Annotated in this window: 16 protein-coding genes and 3 tRNA genes; 17 read left to right on the top strand and 2 right to left on the bottom strand. The window is 74.9% G+C overall.

Features of this window, described 5'->3' with window-relative positions; translation table 11 throughout:
- Position 1 precedes the first annotated feature (1 nt).
- The 6 genes from obgE (at position 2) to ACW14Y_RS15220 (ending at position 6,810) form a co-directional block, all read left to right on the top strand.
- The gene (gene obgE / locus ACW14Y_RS15245; RefSeq protein WP_380385153.1) at positions 2-1,480 is read left to right on the top strand and encodes a GTPase ObgE; all 1,479 of its coding nucleotides are present in this window, start codon (positions 2-4) and stop codon (positions 1,478-1,480) included.
- A gap of 226 nt (positions 1,481-1,706) precedes the next feature.
- Positions 1,707-2,843, top strand: a complete 1,137-nt coding sequence (gene proB / locus ACW14Y_RS15240; RefSeq protein ID WP_266269386.1) for a glutamate 5-kinase — start codon at positions 1,707-1,709, stop codon at positions 2,841-2,843.
- Between the two features lie 141 nt (positions 2,844-2,984).
- On the top strand, positions 2,985-3,506 hold the full coding sequence (locus ACW14Y_RS15235; protein ID WP_380307515.1) for a hypothetical protein: 522 nt from the start codon (positions 2,985-2,987) through the stop codon (positions 3,504-3,506).
- A gap of 102 nt (positions 3,507-3,608) precedes the next feature.
- The gene (locus tag ACW14Y_RS15230; protein WP_380307517.1) at positions 3,609-4,931 is read left to right on the top strand and encodes a glutamate-5-semialdehyde dehydrogenase; all 1,323 of its coding nucleotides are present in this window, start codon (positions 3,609-3,611) and stop codon (positions 4,929-4,931) included.
- 101 nt (positions 4,932-5,032) lie between these two features.
- A complete protein-coding gene (locus tag ACW14Y_RS15225) occupies positions 5,033-5,620 on the top strand; it encodes an SCO2584 family spore wall biosynthesis protein (RefSeq protein ID WP_380307519.1) in 588 nt (195 codons plus the stop codon).
- 125 nt (positions 5,621-5,745) lie between these two features.
- The gene (locus ACW14Y_RS15220) at positions 5,746-6,810 is read left to right on the top strand and encodes an SCO2583 family membrane protein (protein WP_380307521.1); all 1,065 of its coding nucleotides are present in this window, start codon (positions 5,746-5,748) and stop codon (positions 6,808-6,810) included.
- 170 nt (positions 6,811-6,980) lie between these two features.
- Here the strand turns inward: ACW14Y_RS15220 and ACW14Y_RS15215 are convergent, their stop codons facing one another.
- Positions 6,981-8,087 (bottom strand): M48 family metallopeptidase, encoded by a 1,107-nt coding sequence (locus ACW14Y_RS15215; protein WP_456987165.1) that lies wholly within the window; start codon positions 8,085-8,087, stop codon positions 6,981-6,983.
- 277 nt (positions 8,088-8,364) lie between these two features.
- On the opposite strand from ACW14Y_RS15215, the gene ACW14Y_RS15210 reads away from it, so the two are divergent.
- The 8 genes from ACW14Y_RS15210 (at position 8,365) to ACW14Y_RS15175 (ending at position 13,198) form a co-directional block, all read left to right on the top strand.
- Positions 8,365-8,511: a hypothetical protein gene (locus tag ACW14Y_RS15210; RefSeq protein ID WP_380307525.1), complete on the top strand. Its 147-nt coding sequence runs from the start codon at positions 8,365-8,367 to the stop codon at positions 8,509-8,511.
- A 164-nt stretch (positions 8,512-8,675) separates the two neighbouring features.
- Entirely contained in the window at positions 8,676-8,834 is a 159-nt protein-coding gene (locus ACW14Y_RS15205) for a hypothetical protein (RefSeq protein ID WP_167349791.1), read from the top strand.
- A gap of 111 nt (positions 8,835-8,945) precedes the next feature.
- Positions 8,946-9,578: a nicotinate-nucleotide adenylyltransferase gene (gene nadD / locus ACW14Y_RS15200; protein ID WP_093862077.1), complete on the top strand. Its 633-nt coding sequence runs from the start codon at positions 8,946-8,948 to the stop codon at positions 9,576-9,578.
- Positions 9,579-9,596: 18 nt separating this feature from the next.
- Entirely contained in the window at positions 9,597-11,486 is a 1,890-nt protein-coding gene (locus ACW14Y_RS15195) for an LCP family protein (protein WP_456987162.1), read from the top strand.
- A 185-nt stretch (positions 11,487-11,671) separates the two neighbouring features.
- On the top strand, positions 11,672-12,142 hold the full coding sequence (gene rsfS / locus ACW14Y_RS15190) for a ribosome silencing factor (RefSeq protein WP_266269375.1): 471 nt from the start codon (positions 11,672-11,674) through the stop codon (positions 12,140-12,142).
- Positions 12,139-12,786 (top strand): histidine phosphatase family protein, encoded by a 648-nt coding sequence (locus ACW14Y_RS15185; protein ID WP_340634855.1) that lies wholly within the window; start codon positions 12,139-12,141, stop codon positions 12,784-12,786. Before rsfS ends, ACW14Y_RS15185 begins: the two co-directional genes overlap by 4 nt.
- Before the next feature lie 224 nt (positions 12,787-13,010).
- A tRNA-Ala gene (locus ACW14Y_RS15180) sits at positions 13,011-13,083 on the top strand.
- A gap of 42 nt (positions 13,084-13,125) precedes the next feature.
- Positions 13,126-13,198, top strand: a tRNA-Ala gene (locus tag ACW14Y_RS15175).
- A gap of 148 nt (positions 13,199-13,346) precedes the next feature.
- Here the strand turns inward: ACW14Y_RS15175 and ACW14Y_RS15170 are convergent.
- Positions 13,347-14,282, bottom strand: coding sequence for a helix-turn-helix transcriptional regulator (locus tag ACW14Y_RS15170; protein WP_380307531.1), 936 nt, complete (start codon positions 14,280-14,282; stop codon positions 13,347-13,349).
- Between the two features lie 102 nt (positions 14,283-14,384).
- Between ACW14Y_RS15170 and ACW14Y_RS15165 the strand changes: the two genes are divergently transcribed.
- From ACW14Y_RS15165 to ACW14Y_RS15155, 3 genes are all read left to right on the top strand, one after another.
- On the top strand, positions 14,385-15,893 hold the full coding sequence (locus ACW14Y_RS15165; protein WP_456987159.1) for an MFS transporter: 1,509 nt from the start codon (positions 14,385-14,387) through the stop codon (positions 15,891-15,893).
- 152 nt (positions 15,894-16,045) lie between these two features.
- A tRNA-Ala gene (locus tag ACW14Y_RS15160) sits at positions 16,046-16,118 on the top strand.
- 227 nt (positions 16,119-16,345) lie between these two features.
- Positions 16,346-17,782, top strand: coding sequence for a hypothetical protein (locus ACW14Y_RS15155; RefSeq protein WP_456987157.1), 1,437 nt, complete (start codon positions 16,346-16,348; stop codon positions 17,780-17,782).
- Positions 17,783-17,805 lie beyond the last annotated feature (23 nt).

The following is a 17,805-nucleotide window of genomic DNA, read 5'->3' as shown; positions in this document are numbered from 1 at the left end:
CATGACCACCTTCGTGGACCGCGTCGAACTTCATGTCGCCGCGGGCAACGGGGGCCACGGCTGCGCCTCCGTGCACCGCGAGAAGTTCAAGCCGCTCGGCGGCCCGGACGGCGGTAACGGCGGGGACGGCGGCAGTGTCGTCCTCACCGTGGACGCGCAGGTCACCACCCTGCTCGAATACCACCACTCGCCCAAGCGCAAGGCCACCAACGGCAAGCCCGGCGCCGGCGGCAACCGCACCGGCGCCCTCGGCCAGGACCTCGTCCTCCTCGTGCCGGACGGCACCGTCGTCCTGGACCGCGAGGGCAACGTGCTCGCCGACCTGGTCGGCCACGGCACCAGCTTCGTCGCCGCCCAGGGCGGCCGCGGCGGCCTCGGCAACGCCGCGCTCTCCTCCGCCCGCCGCAAGGCGCCCGGCTTCGCGCTGCTCGGCGAGCCCGGCGACGCCCGTGACATCGTCATGGAGCTCAAGTCCGTCGCCGACGTCGCCCTGGTGGGCTACCCGAGCGCCGGCAAGTCCTCGCTGATCTCCGTGCTCTCCGCCGCGAAGCCGAAGATCGCCGACTACCCCTTCACCACCCTGATCCCCAACCTCGGCGTGGTCACCGCCGGCGACACCGTCTACACCATCGCCGACGTCCCTGGGCTCATCCCCGGCGCCAGCCAGGGCCGCGGCCTCGGCCTGGAGTTCCTGCGCCACGTCGAGCGCTGCTCGGTCCTGGTCCACGTGCTGGACTGCGCCACCCTGGAGCCCGGCCGCGACCCGCTGACCGACCTGGAGACCATCGAGGCCGAACTCTCCGAGTACGGCGGCCTCGACGACCGTCCGCGACTGGTCGCCCTCAACAAGGTCGACGTGCCGGACGGCCAGGACATCGCCGACCTGACCCGCGCCTCCCTGGAGGAGCGCGGCTACCGGGTCTTCGAGGTGTCGGCCGCCTCCCGCAAGGGCCTGCGCGAGCTCAGCTTCGCCCTGGCGCAGATCGTCGCCGAGGCCCGCGCGGCCAAGCCGCTGGAGGAGTCCACCCGGATCGTGCTGCGGCCCACCGCCGTCGACGACGAGGGCTTCACCATCATCGAGGAGGACGGCGTCTTCCGTATCCGCGGCGTCAAGCCGGAGCGCTGGGTCCGCCAGACCGACTTCTCCAACGACGAGGCCGTCGGCTACCTCGCCGACCGGCTGGCCCGCCTCGGCGTCGAGGACAAGCTGTGGAAGGTCGGCGCCCACGAGGGCGACACCGTCGTCATCGGCTCGGACGAGAACTCCGTCGTCTTCGACTGGGAGCCGACCATGGCCGCCGGCGCCGAGATGCTCGGCCGCCGCGGCGAGGACCACCGGATGGAGACCCAGCGTCCGGCCGTCGACCGCCGCCGCGAGAAGCAGAAGGGCCGCGACGCCGCCGAGGCCGAGTACCTCGCCTTCGAGGCGCTCTCCAGCGGCCGCCAGGCCTCCATCCAGGGTGACGACGAGGACAGCTGAGTCCCCGCCGCGAGCCTCGCGAGCCCCCGCCGCCCCGTCAACGGGCGGCGGGGGCTCGCGCGTTGACGGTCCGGGCGGTCCGGCCGGACCGCCCCGCGGGCCGTCCGGGCGCCGTCCGGCGGCTGGAACGCGGTGCGGGCCGGGCGGCCCGATCGCGTAGATTGCGGGGGATACGGCCGGGCCGGGCCCGCCGCCAGCGCACCACACCGGAAGGGCGAGACCCGAGATGAGCGAGGACGAACTGCGGGCGGAGGTGCTGACCGCCCGGCGCATCGTCGTCAAGGTCGGCTCCTCCTCACTCACCACCGCCGCCGGCGGCATCGACGCCGACCGGGTGGACGCCCTCGTCGACGCGCTCGCCAAGGTCCGCACCCGCCCGGACGCCCCCGAGGTGGTGCTCGTCTCCTCCGGCGCCATCGCCGCCGGCCTCGCCCCGCTCGGCCTGGAGCGGCGACCCAAGGACCTCGCCCGCCAGCAGGCCGCCGCCAGCGTCGGCCAGGGCCTGCTGATCGCCCGCTACACCGCCTCCTTCGCCCGCTACGGGCTGCGCGTCGGCCAGGTCCTGCTCACCGCCGAGGACGCCAGCCGGCGCGCCCACTACCGCAACGCCTACCGCACCCTGGACCAGCTGCTGGCGATGGGCGCGATGCCGGTCGTCAACGAGAACGACACCGTCGCCACCGCCGAAATCAAGTTCGGCGACAACGACCGGCTGGCCGCGCTCGTCGCCCACCTCGTCCGCGCCGACCTGCTCGTGCTGCTCTCCGACGTCGACGGCCTCTACGACGGCGACCCCAGCCGCCCCGGCAGCAGCCGGATCGCCCGGGTCGCCGGCCCGCACGACCTCGACGGCGTCGAGATCGGCAGCGCCGGCAAGGCGGGCGTCGGCACCGGCGGCATGGTCACCAAGGTCGAGGCCGCCCGGATCGCCACCGGCGCCGGCATCCCGGTCGTCCTCACCGCCGCCAGCCACGCCGCCGACGCGCTCGCCGGCCGCCCCACCGGCACCCTGTTCCTGCGCACCGGCAGCCGCTCCTCCGACCGGATGCTCTGGCTCGCCCACGCCAGCAGCCCGCGCGGCACCCTGCACCTGGACGCCGGGGCCGTCGAGGCCGTGGTCTCCGGCGGCGCCTCGCTGCTGCCCGCCGGGGTCACCAAGGTCGACGGCGAGTTCGCCGCGGGCGATCCGGTGGACCTTCTTGCCGAAAACGGCCACATCGTGGCGCGCGGACTGGTCAACTTTGATGCGAGGGAGTTGCCCCGCCTGCTCGGCCGGTCCACCCGGGACCTGGCCCAGGAGTTCGGCGCCGCCTACGAGCGGGAGGTCGTCCACCGCGACGACCTGGTCGTCCTGCGCGGCTGACCCGCCGTCGGACCGCCGGGAACAGGGGCGGCTCCGTGCGGGGAGCACGCCCGGCCACGGGCGAGGAGGGGCGCGGTCGGATCCGCGTCGGCCGGGGCCGGCGGGCACGACGACACGACATCGCCGAACAGGAGGCCGCCGGTGGAACGCAGGCGCGAGGCAGCGCTGACCGGAGGAACCGCGGGCCGACGGCTGACCAGCATCGACGGCGGCGGGGACGAGGGCCCCGGCGGACCGGCCGGTCCGCCGGAGGGTCCCGGCACGGTGCGCCGGCTCCCCACGGAGCGGCACACCTCGGCCGAACCGCCCGCCGCGCCCGACCAGGCCCGGCTCTGGCACGTGGTGCTCAGCGTGGCCGGGCCGGTCACCCCGCTGACCGAGCTGCGGGCCGGGCTGGAGCGGCTGGCCCACGACCACTCGTTCTTCCTGACCGCCCGCTACGCCGCCGACCACGCCGAGATCCGCTACTGGGAGCAGGCCCGGGACCTGCACGACGCGGCGGCGATCGCGCTGCGGCTCTGGGGCGAGCACAAGGCGACGGCCAAGCTGCCGCCGTGGGAGATCGTCGGCCTGGAGGTGGTCGACCGGGCGACGTACCACAAGCGCGTCGCCGAGGGCTTCGCCGGCCCGCCCCCGCAGCTGGGCGGCGTCCACCCCTACTGACCCCGCCGACGGCCGGACGGCGCCGGGGCAGGCGCCGGGAACGGCGTCTCACCCGGCGAAATGGGGCGGGGGAGCGGCGACGGCCTCCACTACCCTGGGCGCATGAGCAGCGACCCCGCCTCCGCCGACAGCCCCGTCCTCGCCGTAGCGCGCCGAGCCAGGGAGGCCGCCGCGGCGCTCGCCCCAGTGCCGCGCGCCGCGAAGGACGCCGCGCTGCGGGCGATCGCCGACGCCCTGGTCGCCCGCACCGCCGAGATCACCGCCGCCAACGCCGAGGACGTCGACCGGGCCCGCGCGGCCGGCACCCCCGAGTCGGTGGTCGACCGGCTCACCCTCACCGAGGAGCGGATCGCCGCCATCGCCTCCGACGTCCGCGACGTGGCCGGCCTGCCCGACCCGGTCGGCGAGGTCGTCCGCGGCTACACCCTGCCCAACGGCCTGGACGTCCGTCAGGTCCGGGTGCCGCTCGGCGTGGTCGGCATCATCTACGAGGCCCGCCCCAACGTCACCGCCGACGCCGCCGCGCTCTGCCTGAAGTCCGGCAACGCCGTGCTGCTGCGCGGCTCGGCCTCCGCCTACCGCTCCAACACCGCCCTGGTCGCCGTGCTGCGCGACGCCGTCGCCGGGGCCGGGCTGCCGGCCGACGCGATCCAGCTCGTCCCCGGCGAGAGCCGGGACTCCGTCCAGGAGCTGATGCGCGCCCGCGGCCTGGTCGACGTGCTCATCCCGCGCGGCGGCGCCTCGCTGATCCGCACCGTCGTCGAGGGCTCCACCGTCCCCGTCATCGAGACCGGCACCGGCAACTGCCACGTCTACGTGGACGCCGAGGCCGACCTCGCGATGGCCGTCGGCATCCTGCTCAACTCCAAGGCCCAGCGGGTCAGCGTCTGCAACTCGGCCGAGACCCTGCTCGTCCACCAGGACATCGCCGACGCCTTCCTGCCGCTCGCGCTCGCCGCGCTCGCCGGGGCCGGGGTCACCGTGCACGGCGACGAGGCGGTGCTCAAAGCCGCGGAGGGCACCGGCGCCACCGTGCTGCCCGCCACCGACGAGGACTGGGAGACCGAGTACCTGTCGTACGACATCGCGGCCGCCGTCGTGCCCTCGCTGGACGCCGCCGTCGCGCACATCCGCCGCTGGACCTCCGGCCACACCGAGGCCATCGTCACCGGTTCGCAGACCGCCGCCCGCCGCTTCACCAAGCTCGTCGACTCGACCACGGTCGCCGTCAACGCCTCGACCCGGTTCACCGACGGCGGTGAGTTCGGCTTCGGCGCCGAGATCGGCATCTCCACCCAGAAGCTGCACGCCCGGGGCCCGATGGGCCTGCCCGAACTGACCAGCACCAAGTACATCGTCACTGGTGACGGCCATGTCCGGGGCGAGGCGACGCAGACCGTGGGCGGCGCCGCCGACGCCGGCTGAACCCGCCCCGCCCGGGGCCCGGCGGCCCCGCCGTCACACGGGCGACGGACCAACTGGCCCGAGCCCCAGACAAATCGCCCGCCCGGTAATACGCTGAATCCGTGGCTGACGATGTGGGGGGCTTGCCGTACCCCGACGGTGCCGACCACGGTGGTGCGGACGACGAGTTCGCCACCGTGGTCTTCGACGAGGCGTTCGTCCGGTCCGCCGCCGTGCACGAGCCGACGGCCAAGGAGCGGCAGCTCGCCGCCGCCGAGGCCCGTCTCGAGCCGGACGCGGCCGGACCGGGCTGGGGCTTCGAACCCCCGGCCCCGGACGGACTGCCACTGGAGCTGCGCCCGTACCCGAGCCGGCTCGACGACGACCGCCTCTATCCCGATCCGTGGTCCGGCCCCGGCCGGACCGGCGGACGGCGCTCGCGGCGCTGGCGCCCGGGCGGATTCGACCCGATCGGCGCCGGCCGCGGCCGGTACGTCGCCCAGCAGCGCTGGCACCGGCCGGTGGCCTGGGTGCTCGCCGTGATCATGGGCGTGAGCCTGGTCGCGGTGGCCGTCGCGGCGATCTACCAGGGCGTGGGCGGGGCCGGCGGCTCCCCCCAGCGGCCCGGGTCCGGCAGCAGCAGTGCCGGGGTCGACCCGGCGCCGCCGCCGGCCGAGCCGTCGCTGGTGGTCACCGGCCCGGCGGGCTGAGCCGCTGCCCGGCGGGCGGGCCGGTCCGGCGCGCCCCGGGGCGGCTGCCACCGGTCACGGAGAGCTTCCGGTGATCTGTCGCAGGACCCTCGTGGCGGAGCGGGGACGCGCCTTACCCTGGTGTCATGGGTGACCCGCGCGAGCCTCCGGAGGGTGCGCCCGACGGTGGTTCGGGGAACGAGGACGAGTACCGGTCCGTCGTGTTCGACGAATCGTTCGTCCGGGCTGCCCGGATCCAGGAGCTGTCCGCGCGCGAGCGGCTCTCCGGCTCCTTCGCCCGCGCCACTCGGCCCAAGGTCCGGCTGGGGCCGCTGGGCAGCGTGCCCCGGCAGGCGCTGGCCCTGCTGCTGGTGATCCTGCTGGCGTTCGGCGCCGCCGTGTACTTCGGTGTCACCTCGCCGACCCGGCCCACCGCCCGGCCCCAGGGCAGCCAGCTGACCGTGAGCCTGGTGGCGCTGACCCCGCCCTCGTCGGTCCGTCCGGTGGCCGACCCGGCGAACCCGTTCGTCTCCCTGCCGCCGGGCTACAGCGACGGCGCGGTCGGGCTGGGGACGCCCGCCGGGGCGGCCAGCGGCCACTTCTCCCGGGTCGAGGTGACCAAGGCCCTCGACACCGTGCAGCGCTACCTGGTGGCCTCCTCGCTGTCGCCCGCCGTGCTGGTGCAGGGGGCGACCGCGGAGGTGCGGGCCTTCGTCACGCCCGGTGAGCAGGCCCAGTTCGACGCGAGCGTGCTCCAGCCGACCGACGACCGGCACCACGCGCTGACCGGCTGGCTGGTCCGCTTCGACCCGGCGCAGGTCGCGCTGGCCGCCGACACCGTGAAGGTGGCCGGGGCGATGCGGATCGACGAGGCGGACAGCGGCACCCTGCGGATCACCACCGACCACACCTTCGTCTACGCGCTGAAGGCCGCCGGGGCGCCCGCCGGGGCGCCGGTCACCCTGGAGACCGTGCGGCGGCAGCTGACCTTCGAGTTCGACCGGATCGACCTGGCGGCGGCGCAGCTGCGGTTGGTCGACTCGGTGCTGCAGGCCGGGCCGGCGCCGTGCGACGGCTCGCTGGCCGGGGTGGTGCAGCCGGTGCTGGCCGGGACGGATCCCGCCGCTCCGCCCAGTGGGCCGGCGGCGGTGGACCCGGGCAACCACGCCCGGCCGGCCTGGCAGGTGTGCGGGGTGCTGGCGGGCGGCTGAGCGTCCCGGCTCCTCGCCGGACGGGCGGACGGACGGACGGTCGGGCGGTCGGACGGGCGGTTGGACGGACGGCGGCGGTCGGGCGGTCGGCGGGCGGGGCCGGAACCCCCGGCGGCCCCCGGTCGGGGTGACCGGGGGCCGCCGGGGCCGCCGCGGGGGCGGGGCCGGGCTCAGTTCGTCCCGGACGCGCCGTCGTTGCCGCCGTCGCCGCTGCCGCTTCCGTTGGTGGAGCCGTTGGTGGAGCCGTTGCCGCCGGCGCGGGCCCCGGCGAAGGTGTCGCGGAGCTTGCCGCCGACGGTCGCCGCGCCGCCCGCGACATCGCGGATCAGGCCCATCAGCGGGTCCTTGCTCTCCTTCACCGAGGTCGTGTAGTGGTCGGCCGCCGCCCGCCACTGGTCGCCCACCGAGGTGTTCGGGTCGTCGGTGCGGCGCGGGTAGGCGCCGGCCAGGATGGAGCGGTAGTCCTCGCTCTCGGCCCACTTCTTCAGCTGGGCGACCCGGACCACCGCGAACGGGTGGCTCTGCGGCAGCACCTGCAGCAGCTTGAGCACGCCGTCGCGCAGGTCGCCGGCCTTCTCGTACTCCTCGGCCTGCTCCAGGAAGGCGTCCACGTTCATCTCGGCCAGGTTGTGGCCGCCGGCCAGCTTCATCAGCGCCCGCATCGAGGCCTGGAGGTCCTGCCCGGCGAGCAGGCCGGCTCGGTCGCTGGAGAGCTCGGCCTTGCGGAACCACTCCTTGAGCGCGGTGACGATCGCCATGATCGCCAGATTGCCGAGCGGCACCCAGGCGATCCGGGCGGCGATGTTGGTGAGGATCATCAGCATCGTCCGGTAGACCGCGTGGCCGGACATCGCGTGACCGACCTCGTGGCCGATCACCGAGCGGAGCTCCTCCTCGTCCAGCAGCTCGACCAGGCCGCTGGTGACCACGATCACCGGCGTGTCGATGCCGATGCAGAACGCGTTGACCGCCGGGTCCTGGCTGACGTAGAGGTCCGGCACCTTGTCGAGGTCGAGCACGTAGGCGGCGTCGCGCACCATGCCGTGCAGCTCGGGGAACTGCCGCTCGGAGGTCTTCACGGCGGTGGCCAGGAACATCAGCCGGATCGAGCGCTCGGAGACCAGGCCGGCGAGCTTCTTCAGCACGTCGTCGAAGCCGGTGAGCTTGCGCAGCGCGACGAGCGCGGAACGGTCGGCCGGGTGTTCCCAGGCCCGGGTGGAGATCTCCGGGAAGCGCTGACGGCGCCGGCTCGGGGTCTTCGCGATCGGGTCGGTCATGGTGTGAGTACCTCCTGTCGACGGCGGCCCCGGCATCCGGCCGGCCCCCGCTGGTCCTTCGCCTGTAACGACTGTCTGTGCAACGTCCGTGGTTGCGTACTCGTCCCCGCGGCCACCCTACGTGTCGTCCGGAGCCCGTCCGGAGCTCGTCCGGAGCCCGGTCGGAGCCGCGCCGGGGGCGGTGGGCGGCCCCGGTGTGAGGGCGGTTTACCCTGAATGCCCGGGGAAAGCCGGGCCACCTCCGGCCTCGGCACCGAGCAGTCCGAGGAGCCCGCCGATGTCCACCGCCGCCCTTGTCAGCCTGGCCACCCCGATCTCCGGGGAGAACGGTCCCGGGCTCTTCCTGCGGATCATCCTGATCGCCTCCTTCGTCGGCGTCGGCCTGCTCGCCTGGATCCTGCTGCGGGCCGGCCGCAACAGCTGACCGGCTCCTGCGGCGGAGCGTCCCCGGCCGAGGGCTCACGGCGGTTCAGACGTGGTGGGCCGCCGAGCGGTTGCCCTGTAACCCCCCGTACGATGACGGGTGGGCCCTCACCGGCCCGAACGACACCCCTGTCCGTCATCCGAGCCGAGAAGGTCCCGCCGACCATGAGCACTGCCGCCGCACTCCCTGTCCTGAACCTTCTCGCCAACGAGAGCGAGGGGGGCAACCACGACAGCCTCAACCCGTACCTGACGGGTGGCGCCGCGTTCTTCGTCCTTCTGCTGCTGCTCTTCGTGACCACCCGCTTCAACCGGGACCGCTGACCCGGACGCGGTGGCCCGGCCGACGGCGGCCCGGGGTGCGGAACCGCCCCCGGGACGCCCGGCACCCGGCCGTTCCCGCACCGTAACGGGCGTCGCGTAAGGTGTGGCGCCATGGGAGAGCAGACCGGGAGTCCCGGTGTACCGGCGCCGGCGAAGCGTCGTCTCGGCGTCATGGGCGGCACCTTCGACCCGATCCACCACGGGCACCTGGTCGCGGCCAGTGAGGTCGCCAGCGCGTTCCACCTGGACGAGGTGATCTTCGTCCCGACCGGGCAGCCCTGGCAGAAGAGCGACCGTGAGGTCACGCCGGCCGAGGACCGCTACCTGATGACGGTCATCGCCACCGCGGAGAACCCGCAGTTCTCGGTCAGCCGGATCGACATCGACCGCGAGGGACCGACCTACACCGTCGACACCCTGCGCGACCTGCGGGCGCTGCACCCGGACGCCGACCTCTTCTTCATCACCGGCGCCGACGCGCTCGCCCAGATCCTCTCCTGGCGCGACTCCGAGGAGCTCTTCTCGCTCGCCCACTTCATCGGCTGCACCCGGCCGGGACACACGCTGACGGACGCCGGGCTCCCGGTGGGCGGGGTCTCCCTGGTGGAGGTCCCGGCGCTGGCCATCTCCTCCACGGACTGCCGCGACCGCGTCGCCAAGGGCGAGCCGGTCTGGTACCTCGTCCCGGACGGCGTGGTCCGCTACATCGACAAGCGGGCGCTCTACGCGCCGCACCGGACCTGATCCCGGAGGGGCCGACGGATGAGCGAACGCAGGGGACCGCAGGGGCAGCAGCCCGGGCAGCCGGACGACTGGTCGACCGGGCAGTACCAGCCCTACCAGCAGCAGGGCTACGAGCAGCAGCAGTACGACCAGTACGAGCAGCAGCCGGGGATCTACGAGCCAGCGGGGCAGTACGAGTCGACGGGGCAGCACGACCCGTCGGGCCGGTACGAGCAGCCCGGGCAGCACCAGCAGTACGACCAGTACGGGCAGCCGGTGCCCTCCGCGCCCTACGGGCAGGGCCAGTACGGCTACCAGGACCAGTACCAGCAGCAGGGCTACCAGCAGGGTTACGAGCAGCAGCCCGGTCCGTACGGGCAGCAGCCGGCCCAGGGGTACCAGCAGCAGGGCGGCTACGGCTACCAGGACCAGTACCAGCAGCAGGGCTACCAGCCGCAGGAGCCCGCGCAGCCGCAGTCCCCGGCGCAGGCGTACGCGACCGCTCCGATGCCGGCCGTCGTCGAGCCGGAGCCGGCCGCGCCCGCCGCCCCGGTCGCCCCGCGGGCCCGGGTGCCGCGTCCCGCCGCCGCGCCGGCCGCCCCCGCCCGCCCCGAACCGCCGTCCGAGCAGGTCGGCGGCTCCCGCGCGACCCGGACCAGGACCGCCGCCGGCTCCGAGGACAACTACGCCACCGGCGAGTTCACCTTCGTCGACGAGGAGGAGGCGGAGTCCGAGGACGTCATCGACTGGCTCAAGTTCGCCGAGTCCCGCAGCGAGGTGCGCGCCGAGCGCCGCCGGAAGCTCCGCAACCGGCTGATCGGCCTCGTCGCCGTGGCCGCGGTCGCCGGTGCCGGCGCCGGCGGCTACCTCTGGTTCACCCGCGACAAGGGCGACTCCGCCACCGCCGCCGCCGGTCCGCGCCAGGTCAACGTCGTCCACCTGCGCGACCTCCAGGGCAAGGTCTCCAGCGCGCTGCTGGTCAACGACAACGCCGGCAAGAAGGGCACCGTGCTGCTCCTGCCGGACACCCTGCGGCTGCCCGGCCCCGGCGACCCGCCGGTCACCACCGTCGGCCAGGCCATGGACTCCCTCGGCGCCTCCGGCACCCGGGACGGCCTGACCACCGTGCTCGGCGCCCCCGTCGCCGGCACCTGGCGGCTCGACACCCCCTACCTGGAACTGCTGGTCACCCAGCTCGGCGGCGTCCGGGTGGACACCGACGCCGAGGTCCACGAGGGCGGCCGGCCCGACGGCAAGGTGCTCGCCGCCGCCGGGAAGAACACCCTGCTCGGCGGAAAGGCCGCGGTCGGCTACGCCACCCTCCAGAACACCGGGGAGAGCCGCGACGCCCAACTCGCCCGCTTCGGCCAGGTGATGGACGCGGTGGTGCGCACGATGCCGGTCGTGTTCAAGGACGCCAAGGACGACGTGCACCGGATGAACGCGGTGCTCGACCCCTCCCTGCCCGAGGACGCGCTCGCCGGAGTGCTGGTCCAGCTCGCCCAGCAGTCGAAGGACGGGAAGTTCGGCACCGCCACGCTGACCGTCAAGCCGGACGGCTCGCTGGACGAGGCCACCGCCGGCAAGCAGGTCAAGGACGTGCTCGGCGGCACCGTGAAGTCCGCGACCAGCGCCGACGCGCCGGCCCGGGTCTCCGTCCAGGACGCCTCCGGAAACGACCTGGCGGCGCCCGCCGCCCAGGTCCAGGTGGTCAACGCGGGCCTCACCTTCGTCCCCGGCGGGGCCAAGGCCGCGCCGCAGGCCGCCAGTGAGATCCGCTACACCGACGACGCCCGGCAGGCCGCGGCGAAGTCCCTGGCGACCAGCCTCAACCTGCCGGAGACGGCGGTGAAGAAGGTCACCGACGCCCAGAACGCCGACCTGGTCGTGGTGCTCGGCAAGGACTACGCGCCGCCGAAGGCGCCGTAGGGGTCCGCCCGGTCGCGCCGTCCGCGGGGCGCCCCGCGCGCCCGCGCGGGCGGTGCCCCGCCGGCCCGCGGCCCGGCGGTCCCGGAAAACGGTTCCGGGACCGCCGGGGCGGCGTGAGATCCTGGAAGGCGATCCCCGCGCCCCGTGCGCCGGGCGACCCCAAGCAGCCGAGCCGGAAGTACATCGTGACCGCCACTGAGCACAGCCAGGAACTCATCAACGTCGCCGCCCAGGCGGCGGCCGACAAGCTGGCCCACAACATCGTCGCGTTCGACGTCAGCGAGGTGCTGTCGATCACCGACGCCTTCCTGATCGCCTCCGCGAGCAACGACCGCCAGGTCCGTTCCATCGCCGAGGAGATCGAGGACCAGCTGCGCGAGAAGCTGGACATCAAGCCGGTGCGCCGCGAGGGCGAGCGCGAGGGCCGCTGGGTCCTGCTCGACTACCTCGACATCGTCGTGCACGTCCAGCACTCCGAGGAGCGCTCCTTCTACTCGCTGGACCGCCTCTGGAAGGACTGCCCCGAGCTGCCGCTGCCGGAGGACGCCATCGCCTCCCGCAACCGCCCGGACGCCCACGCCGACGCGGCCGGCAACGCCCTGGCCCCGGCCGAGCAGGCCCCGGCAGACGACTTCGGCGCCGAGGACTACAGCTGAGCCGGGAGGCGCGAGGTCCGCGCATCGTCTTCTGGCGACACGGCCAGACCTCCTGGAACCTCGAATCGCGCTTCCAGGGCACCACGGACATCGAGCTGACCGAGGAGGGCGTGCTGCAGGCGCGGCGCGCCGCCCGGCTGCTCTCCGGCCTGCGTCCCGACCTGCTGGTCTCCTCCGACCTCTCGCGGGCCCGCCGTACCGCGGACGAGCTGGCCGAGGTGACCGGCCTGGACGTCCAGCACCACGAGGGCCTGCGCGAGACCTACGCCGGGTCCTGGCAGGGGCTGACCAACGCGGAGATCCGCGAGCGCTACCCGGAGGAGTTCGCGGCCTGGGCGCAGGGCGAACCCGTCCGGCGCGGCGGCGGCGAGCTCGCGACCGAGGTCGCGGACCGCGCGGTGCCGGTGGTGCTCGACGCGGTCGGCAAGCTGCCCGAGAACGGCACCCTGGTGGTGGTCAGCCACGGCGGCACCATCCGCACCGTGCTGGGGCGGATGCTCGGCCTGGAGCCGGAGCTGTGGGAGTGCTTCGGCGGGCTCTCGAACTGCTGCTGGTCCGTGCTGGGCCTCGGCACGCGGGGCTGGCGGCTGCTGGAGCACAACGCCGGCACCCTGCCGCAGCCGGTCATCGGCGACGACACCTGAGCGGTCCGGACACCGTCCGGACGGTGTCCGGGTGGTGCCCGGGCATGGTCGGGACGGTGTCCGGGCGATGTCCGCCGAGGTGTGCCCGGTCGAGGGCGCGGAGCGGGTGCGGGGCGGGGCCGGGAAGGGCGGATTTCGCAGTTCCGGGTCCGACCGGTTAGAGTTTTCCTCGTTCGCACGGAGGGAACGCGGCCCGGAAGGGAAGCGGGAGATCCAGACGACGAGGGGCTGTAGCTCAGTTGGTAGAGCGCTTGCATGGCATGCAAGAGGTCCGGGGTTCAATTCCCCGTAGCTCCACTCCGCACCCGGAGTGTTCCCTCAGGAGACTTTGTGTGTAGCGGGGCTGTAGCTCAGTTGGTAGAGCGCTTGCATGGCATGCAAGAGGTCCGGGGTTCAATTCCCCGTAGCTCCACAGACGAACGGAAGGCCGTCACCCCCGGGTGGCGGCCTTCGGTCGTTCCCGGGGGCGGACCGGCCGGTGGGAACGGTGCGACGGGCGGGGCCGGTCCGGAGAGCGGGGCCGGTGCGGAGGGCGGGGCCGGTTCGGCCGGCGGGGCGGTTCAGCCGACGGGCCCGGTGAACCGGTGGCCGCACGGGGCGGTCCAGCCGCCCGGGGGCAGCGTCGACAGCCGCTCGACCCGGTCACGGTCCTCGGGCCCCTCCGGCGTGTAGACCGCCACGTACGCCTCCGGCACCCCCGGAATCGTCAGGTACGTCGCGTTCAGCCGCATCACCCCCGCCTGCGGGTGCCGGAACACCTTCAGCGCCGTCCGCCGCGTCGACACCTCCTGCCTGGCCCACAGCTCCCGGAACTCGGCGCTCGCCCGCAGCAGCGACCGCACGTACTCCTCCCAGCGCGGCTCCCCGACGTGCTTGCCGTACGCGCCGCGCAGCACCGCGACCATCTGCGGCAGCTGCTCGGCCCGGTTCAGGAAGGGATTGCAGCACTCCGGGCTGGTGACCGTGCACCAGAGGCTGTTGAACCAGCCGTCGCCCGTGCGGGGCCGGCTCGTGGCGAACAGCGCCTCGTAGGCGGAGTTCCAGGCCAGGACGTCGAACCGGCTGTTGGAGACGGCGGCCGGCAGCGGCGCGAGCGCGTCCAGGATCACCTGGGTCGACGGGTCCAGTACCGGCGGGTCCGGGTGCGCCGACGGGCGGACCGCCACCCCGGCCAGCCGGAACAGGTGCTCGCGCCCGGTCGCGTCCAGCAGCAGCACCCGGGCCACCGCCGTCAGCACCTGCGCGCTGGCGTTGATCGGACGCCCCTGTTCCAACCACGTGTACCAGGTCACCCCGACGCCGGCGAGCTGGGCGACCTCCTCGCGGCGCAGCCCGGGGGTGCGGCGGCGCAGGCCGGGCGGCAGACCGACGTCCTCGGGGGAGACCCGGGCGCGGCAGGCGCGCAGGTACTCGGCCAGCTCGGTGCGGCGCCGGTCGCGCGGGGTGGGCGGGACGGGGGCGGGCGGGAGGGTGCCGGGGGTGTCCACGACGGTCATACCCGCCATGGTGCCGCAGCCCGGTGGGGCGCAACAGGTGCTGCCAGTACCAGGATCCGCAGGCTCTAACCACTGGTACCAGGATCCCGCGAGGCTCGATCCATGACCGATCTCCAGACCCGACGCGGCCCGGTCCGGACCGCCCCGCCGACCGGCGCGACCGGTGCCGGGACCGCCGCGGCCCCGGTCGCCAGGCCCGGACTGCTGCTCGCGCTCGTCCTCGGCGGCCAGTTCATGGCCGTGCTCGACACCGCCATCGTCAACGTCGCCGTGCCGACCGTCCGCACCGACCTGCACGCCTCCGGCGCGGCCCTCCAGTTCGTGGTGGCCGGCTACACCGTCGCCTACGCCGTGCTGCTCATCACCGGCGCCCGGCTCGGCGCCCGGTACGGCTACAGTCGGCTCTTCCAGTCCGGCCTGGCCGTCTTCACCGCCGCCTCGCTGGCCTGCGGGCTCGCCCCCGCCACCGGCTGGCTGATCGGCTTCCGGCTGCTCCAGGGCGCCGGGGCGGCCCTGATGGTGCCCCAGGTGATGAGCATCATCCAGCGGACCTTCACCGGCCGGGCCCGGATCCGGGCCCTGGGCCTCTACTCGGCCGTGCTGGCCGGCGGCATCGCGGCCGGCCAGGTGCTCGGCGGCCTGCTGGTCAGCGCGGACCTGTTCGGCTCCGGCTGGCGCCCGGTCTTCCTGGTGAACCTGCCGATCGGCCTGGTGCTGCTCGCGGCCGGGGCCCGGCTGCTGCCCGATCTTCCCGGCGACCGGGAGCGCGGCTTCGACCTGCCCGGCCTGCTGGTGCTCGGCGCCGCCCTCGGCCTGCTGGTGGTCCCGCTGGTGCTCGGCCACGAACTCGGCTGGCCGCTCCGGGGCTGGGTGATGCTCGGCGCGAGCGCGCTGATGTTCGCCCTGTTCGCGGTCGTCGAGCGGCGGATCGCGCGGCGCGGCGGACAACCGCTGATCAACGGGCGCGTCCTCGGCGCGGCCGGTCTGCTGCCGGCCGTCGGCGCGCTGCTCATGATCATGCTGGCCTTCGCGGGCTTCATGTTCTCCTTCGCCCTGCACCAGCAGGCCGGGCTCGGCCACAGCGCCCTGCGGGCCGGGCTCTGCTCCGCGCCGATCGCGGTCGGCTTCGGCGCCGCCAGCCTGTACTGGCAGCGGCTGCCCCGGCGCCTGCACGGCGTCCTGCCGCCGCTCGGCACCGGACTGCTCGCCGTCGGCTACCTGCTGCTCGGCCGGCTGCTGGGCGACGGCTCCGGGGTCGGCGCGGTGCCGCTGCTGCTGACCGCCGTCCTGGGGGTGCTGGCGGGCTGCGCCTACGCGCCGCTGTTCGGGCGGGCGCTCGCCCGGGTGGCACCCGCCGACGCGGCGGACGCCAGCGGGCTGGTGGTCACCGCCGTCCAGCTCGGCCAGGTGCTCGGGATCGCGCTGCTCGGCTCGGTGTTCCTCGGCGCGGTGGACGCGCCGACCTCCGCCCGGGGGTCCGGGCACGCGCTGCTGGTGACCTCGGTCGCCATCGGCGGGGTCGTCGTGCTCGCCGCGGGCCTCGCCGTCCGGGCGGGGCGGGCGGACCGGCGGGAGGCGCGTCGGGAGGAGCGTCGGGAGGAGGAGGGGTAGGGCGGGCGTCCCTACGGGGCTCGGGTCGCGCCGGCGCGGGCGTCCGTGCGGGCCCCGCGGGAACGGATTCGTGGAGCACCCCCCGGACCGTGTAAAGTAAGTGATGTCGCCGAGGGAAACGGAACGGAACCCCCGGTGACATCGCAGGTCGAGGGGCTGTAGCTCAGTTGGTAGAGCGCTTGCATGGCATGCAAGAGGTCCGGGGTTCAATTCCCCGTAGCTCCACAGGAATCGAAGGCCGTCTCCCGGAAACGGGGGGCGGCCTTCGGCGTTCCCGGGGCACCGGCGGGTCCTCGTCCGAGGTGTCGGTGCTGCCCGGCGCCGGCGGTGCAGGCGGTGCTGCCGGCGCTGGTGGGGCCCGGCGCCCGTTCGAGGCCCGCGGCCAGGGTGCGGCGACCGGTTTTCGGTGACCTCCCGACGACGGCCCCCGGCGGACCGCTACCGTCGGAGCCATGGCCGATCTGGAGCGCAGACGCAACGAGGAACTCGCCCGGATACTCCACCAGCTGGGATGGAGCCCGGAGCGGCTCGCCCGCGAGGTCAACCTCACCCTCCCGGCCCGGCTCGCGATCAGCTCCACCGCCCCCTACAAGTGGCGCGACCGGGGCATGGTCCCGCGCAGCCCCCACGACCAGGCCGTCTGCGAGGTGTTCAGCCGCACCCTCGGCATCGCCGTCACCTACGAGCAGCTGTGGGGCCGGATGGGCGGCCACCGGGGCGCCAAGATCCTCTCCCCGCGCCTGCTGACCGACCCGTGGACGGCCGACACCGCCCAGACCGCGCTGCGCGAGACCGCCGCCGACGCCGGACCCGTCCGCCTCACCGACCTCTTCCGCGGCGCCGACCTCGCCGAGGCCGCCCGTCGGCTCACCACCCCGCCCCCGGCCCTCGGCGGCGACGGCGTGCTGTGCGTCGACCCCGCGCTGGTCGGCGAGCTCGCCGCCGCCCACCGCAGCAAGCAGCGGCTGGAACGGTCCTGCGGCGGCGGACTCGTGCTCGGCCCCGCGCGCGCCGAACTGGCCATGGTCACCAAGCTGTTGGAGCTCGGCGCCTACGACGGACCGCTCGGCCGGGCACTGTACGGCGCGGCCGGTCGCCTGGCGGGCCTCGCCGCCTGGGCCGCCTACGACCTCGGTCACGACGCCACCGCCCAGCGGGCGTTCGCGGCGGCGCTGCGCGCCGCCCACCTCAGCGGCGAGCGGCGGGCCGGGGTGGACGTGCTCGGCGGCCTCGTCGTACTGGCCACCGGGAGCGCGGGCGGGCGGGGGCTGGACGTGGTCACGGTGCTGGCCGAGGCGGTGGCGGCGGCCGGCGACGCGCTCGGCCCGGCCGACCGGGCGCTGCAGCTCGGCCGGATCGCCCGCGCGCACGGGCGGCGCGGGGACGCCGCCGGGCTGGCGGAGGCGGCGCGGCGGGCGTTCGCGGAGCTGGACGGGGAGGCCGAGGGGGCGGTCGGCGGGGAGGCGTGGGGGGATCTTGCCGGGATGGTGGGGGAGGGGCACCTGTTCCTCGGCGAACACCGGCGGGCGCAGGAGCTGCTGACGGGGGCGGTGGCGGCGCTCGGGCCGGGGCGCGCCAGGGCGCGGGCGCTGCTGATGGTGCGGCTGGCCGAGTCGCAGCGGCTGGCCGGTGCGGCCGCCGAGGCGGTGCGGACGGCGGACCGGGCGCGGGCGCTCGCCGCCGGGATGCAGTCGGAGCGGGTGGCGCGGGCGTTGCGCGGGATCGACGCGGAGTTCCGCGCGGCGGAGGCGGAGGCGGAGGCGGAGGCTGAGGCGGAGTCGGCGGGGAAGGCGGGGGCTGTGGCGGGGCCTGTGGCGGGGGTGGTCGTGGCGGCGTTCGCCGGGGCGGAGGGTGCCGCGGTGGAGGTGCCGGCGGGGACCGGCGCCTGACGGGCGCGCCCGTGGTCACCCCC

The organism is Kitasatospora sp. cg17-2, assembly GCF_054031055.1.
This window is presented reverse-complemented; position numbering and strand designations above follow the sequence as displayed.

Excerpts from the sequence above, each read along its gene's own strand:
- obgE (WP_380385153.1), top strand. The coding sequence starts at position 2 with ATGACCACCTTCGTGGACCGCGTCGAACTTCATGTCGCCGCGGGCAAC.
- proB (WP_266269386.1), top strand. The coding sequence starts at position 1,707 with ATGAGCGAGGACGAACTGCGGGCGGAGGTGCTGACCGCCCGGCGCATC.
- ACW14Y_RS15230 (WP_380307517.1), top strand. The coding sequence starts at position 3,609 with ATGAGCAGCGACCCCGCCTCCGCCGACAGCCCCGTCCTCGCCGTAGCG.
- ACW14Y_RS15220 (WP_380307521.1), top strand. The coding sequence starts at position 5,746 with ATGGGTGACCCGCGCGAGCCTCCGGAGGGTGCGCCCGACGGTGGTTCG.
- ACW14Y_RS15215 (WP_456987165.1), bottom strand. The coding sequence starts at position 8,087 with ATGACCGACCCGATCGCGAAGACCCCGAGCCGGCGCCGTCAGCGCTTC.
- ACW14Y_RS15210 (WP_380307525.1), top strand. The coding sequence starts at position 8,365 with ATGTCCACCGCCGCCCTTGTCAGCCTGGCCACCCCGATCTCCGGGGAG.
- ACW14Y_RS15205 (WP_167349791.1), top strand. The coding sequence starts at position 8,676 with ATGAGCACTGCCGCCGCACTCCCTGTCCTGAACCTTCTCGCCAACGAG.
- nadD (WP_093862077.1), top strand. The coding sequence starts at position 8,946 with ATGGGAGAGCAGACCGGGAGTCCCGGTGTACCGGCGCCGGCGAAGCGT.
- ACW14Y_RS15195 (WP_456987162.1), top strand. The coding sequence starts at position 9,597 with ATGAGCGAACGCAGGGGACCGCAGGGGCAGCAGCCCGGGCAGCCGGAC.
- ACW14Y_RS15170 (WP_380307531.1), bottom strand. The coding sequence starts at position 14,282 with ATGACCGTCGTGGACACCCCCGGCACCCTCCCGCCCGCCCCCGTCCCG.
- ACW14Y_RS15165 (WP_456987159.1), top strand. The coding sequence starts at position 14,385 with ATGACCGATCTCCAGACCCGACGCGGCCCGGTCCGGACCGCCCCGCCG.
- ACW14Y_RS15155 (WP_456987157.1), top strand. The coding sequence starts at position 16,346 with ATGGCCGATCTGGAGCGCAGACGCAACGAGGAACTCGCCCGGATACTC.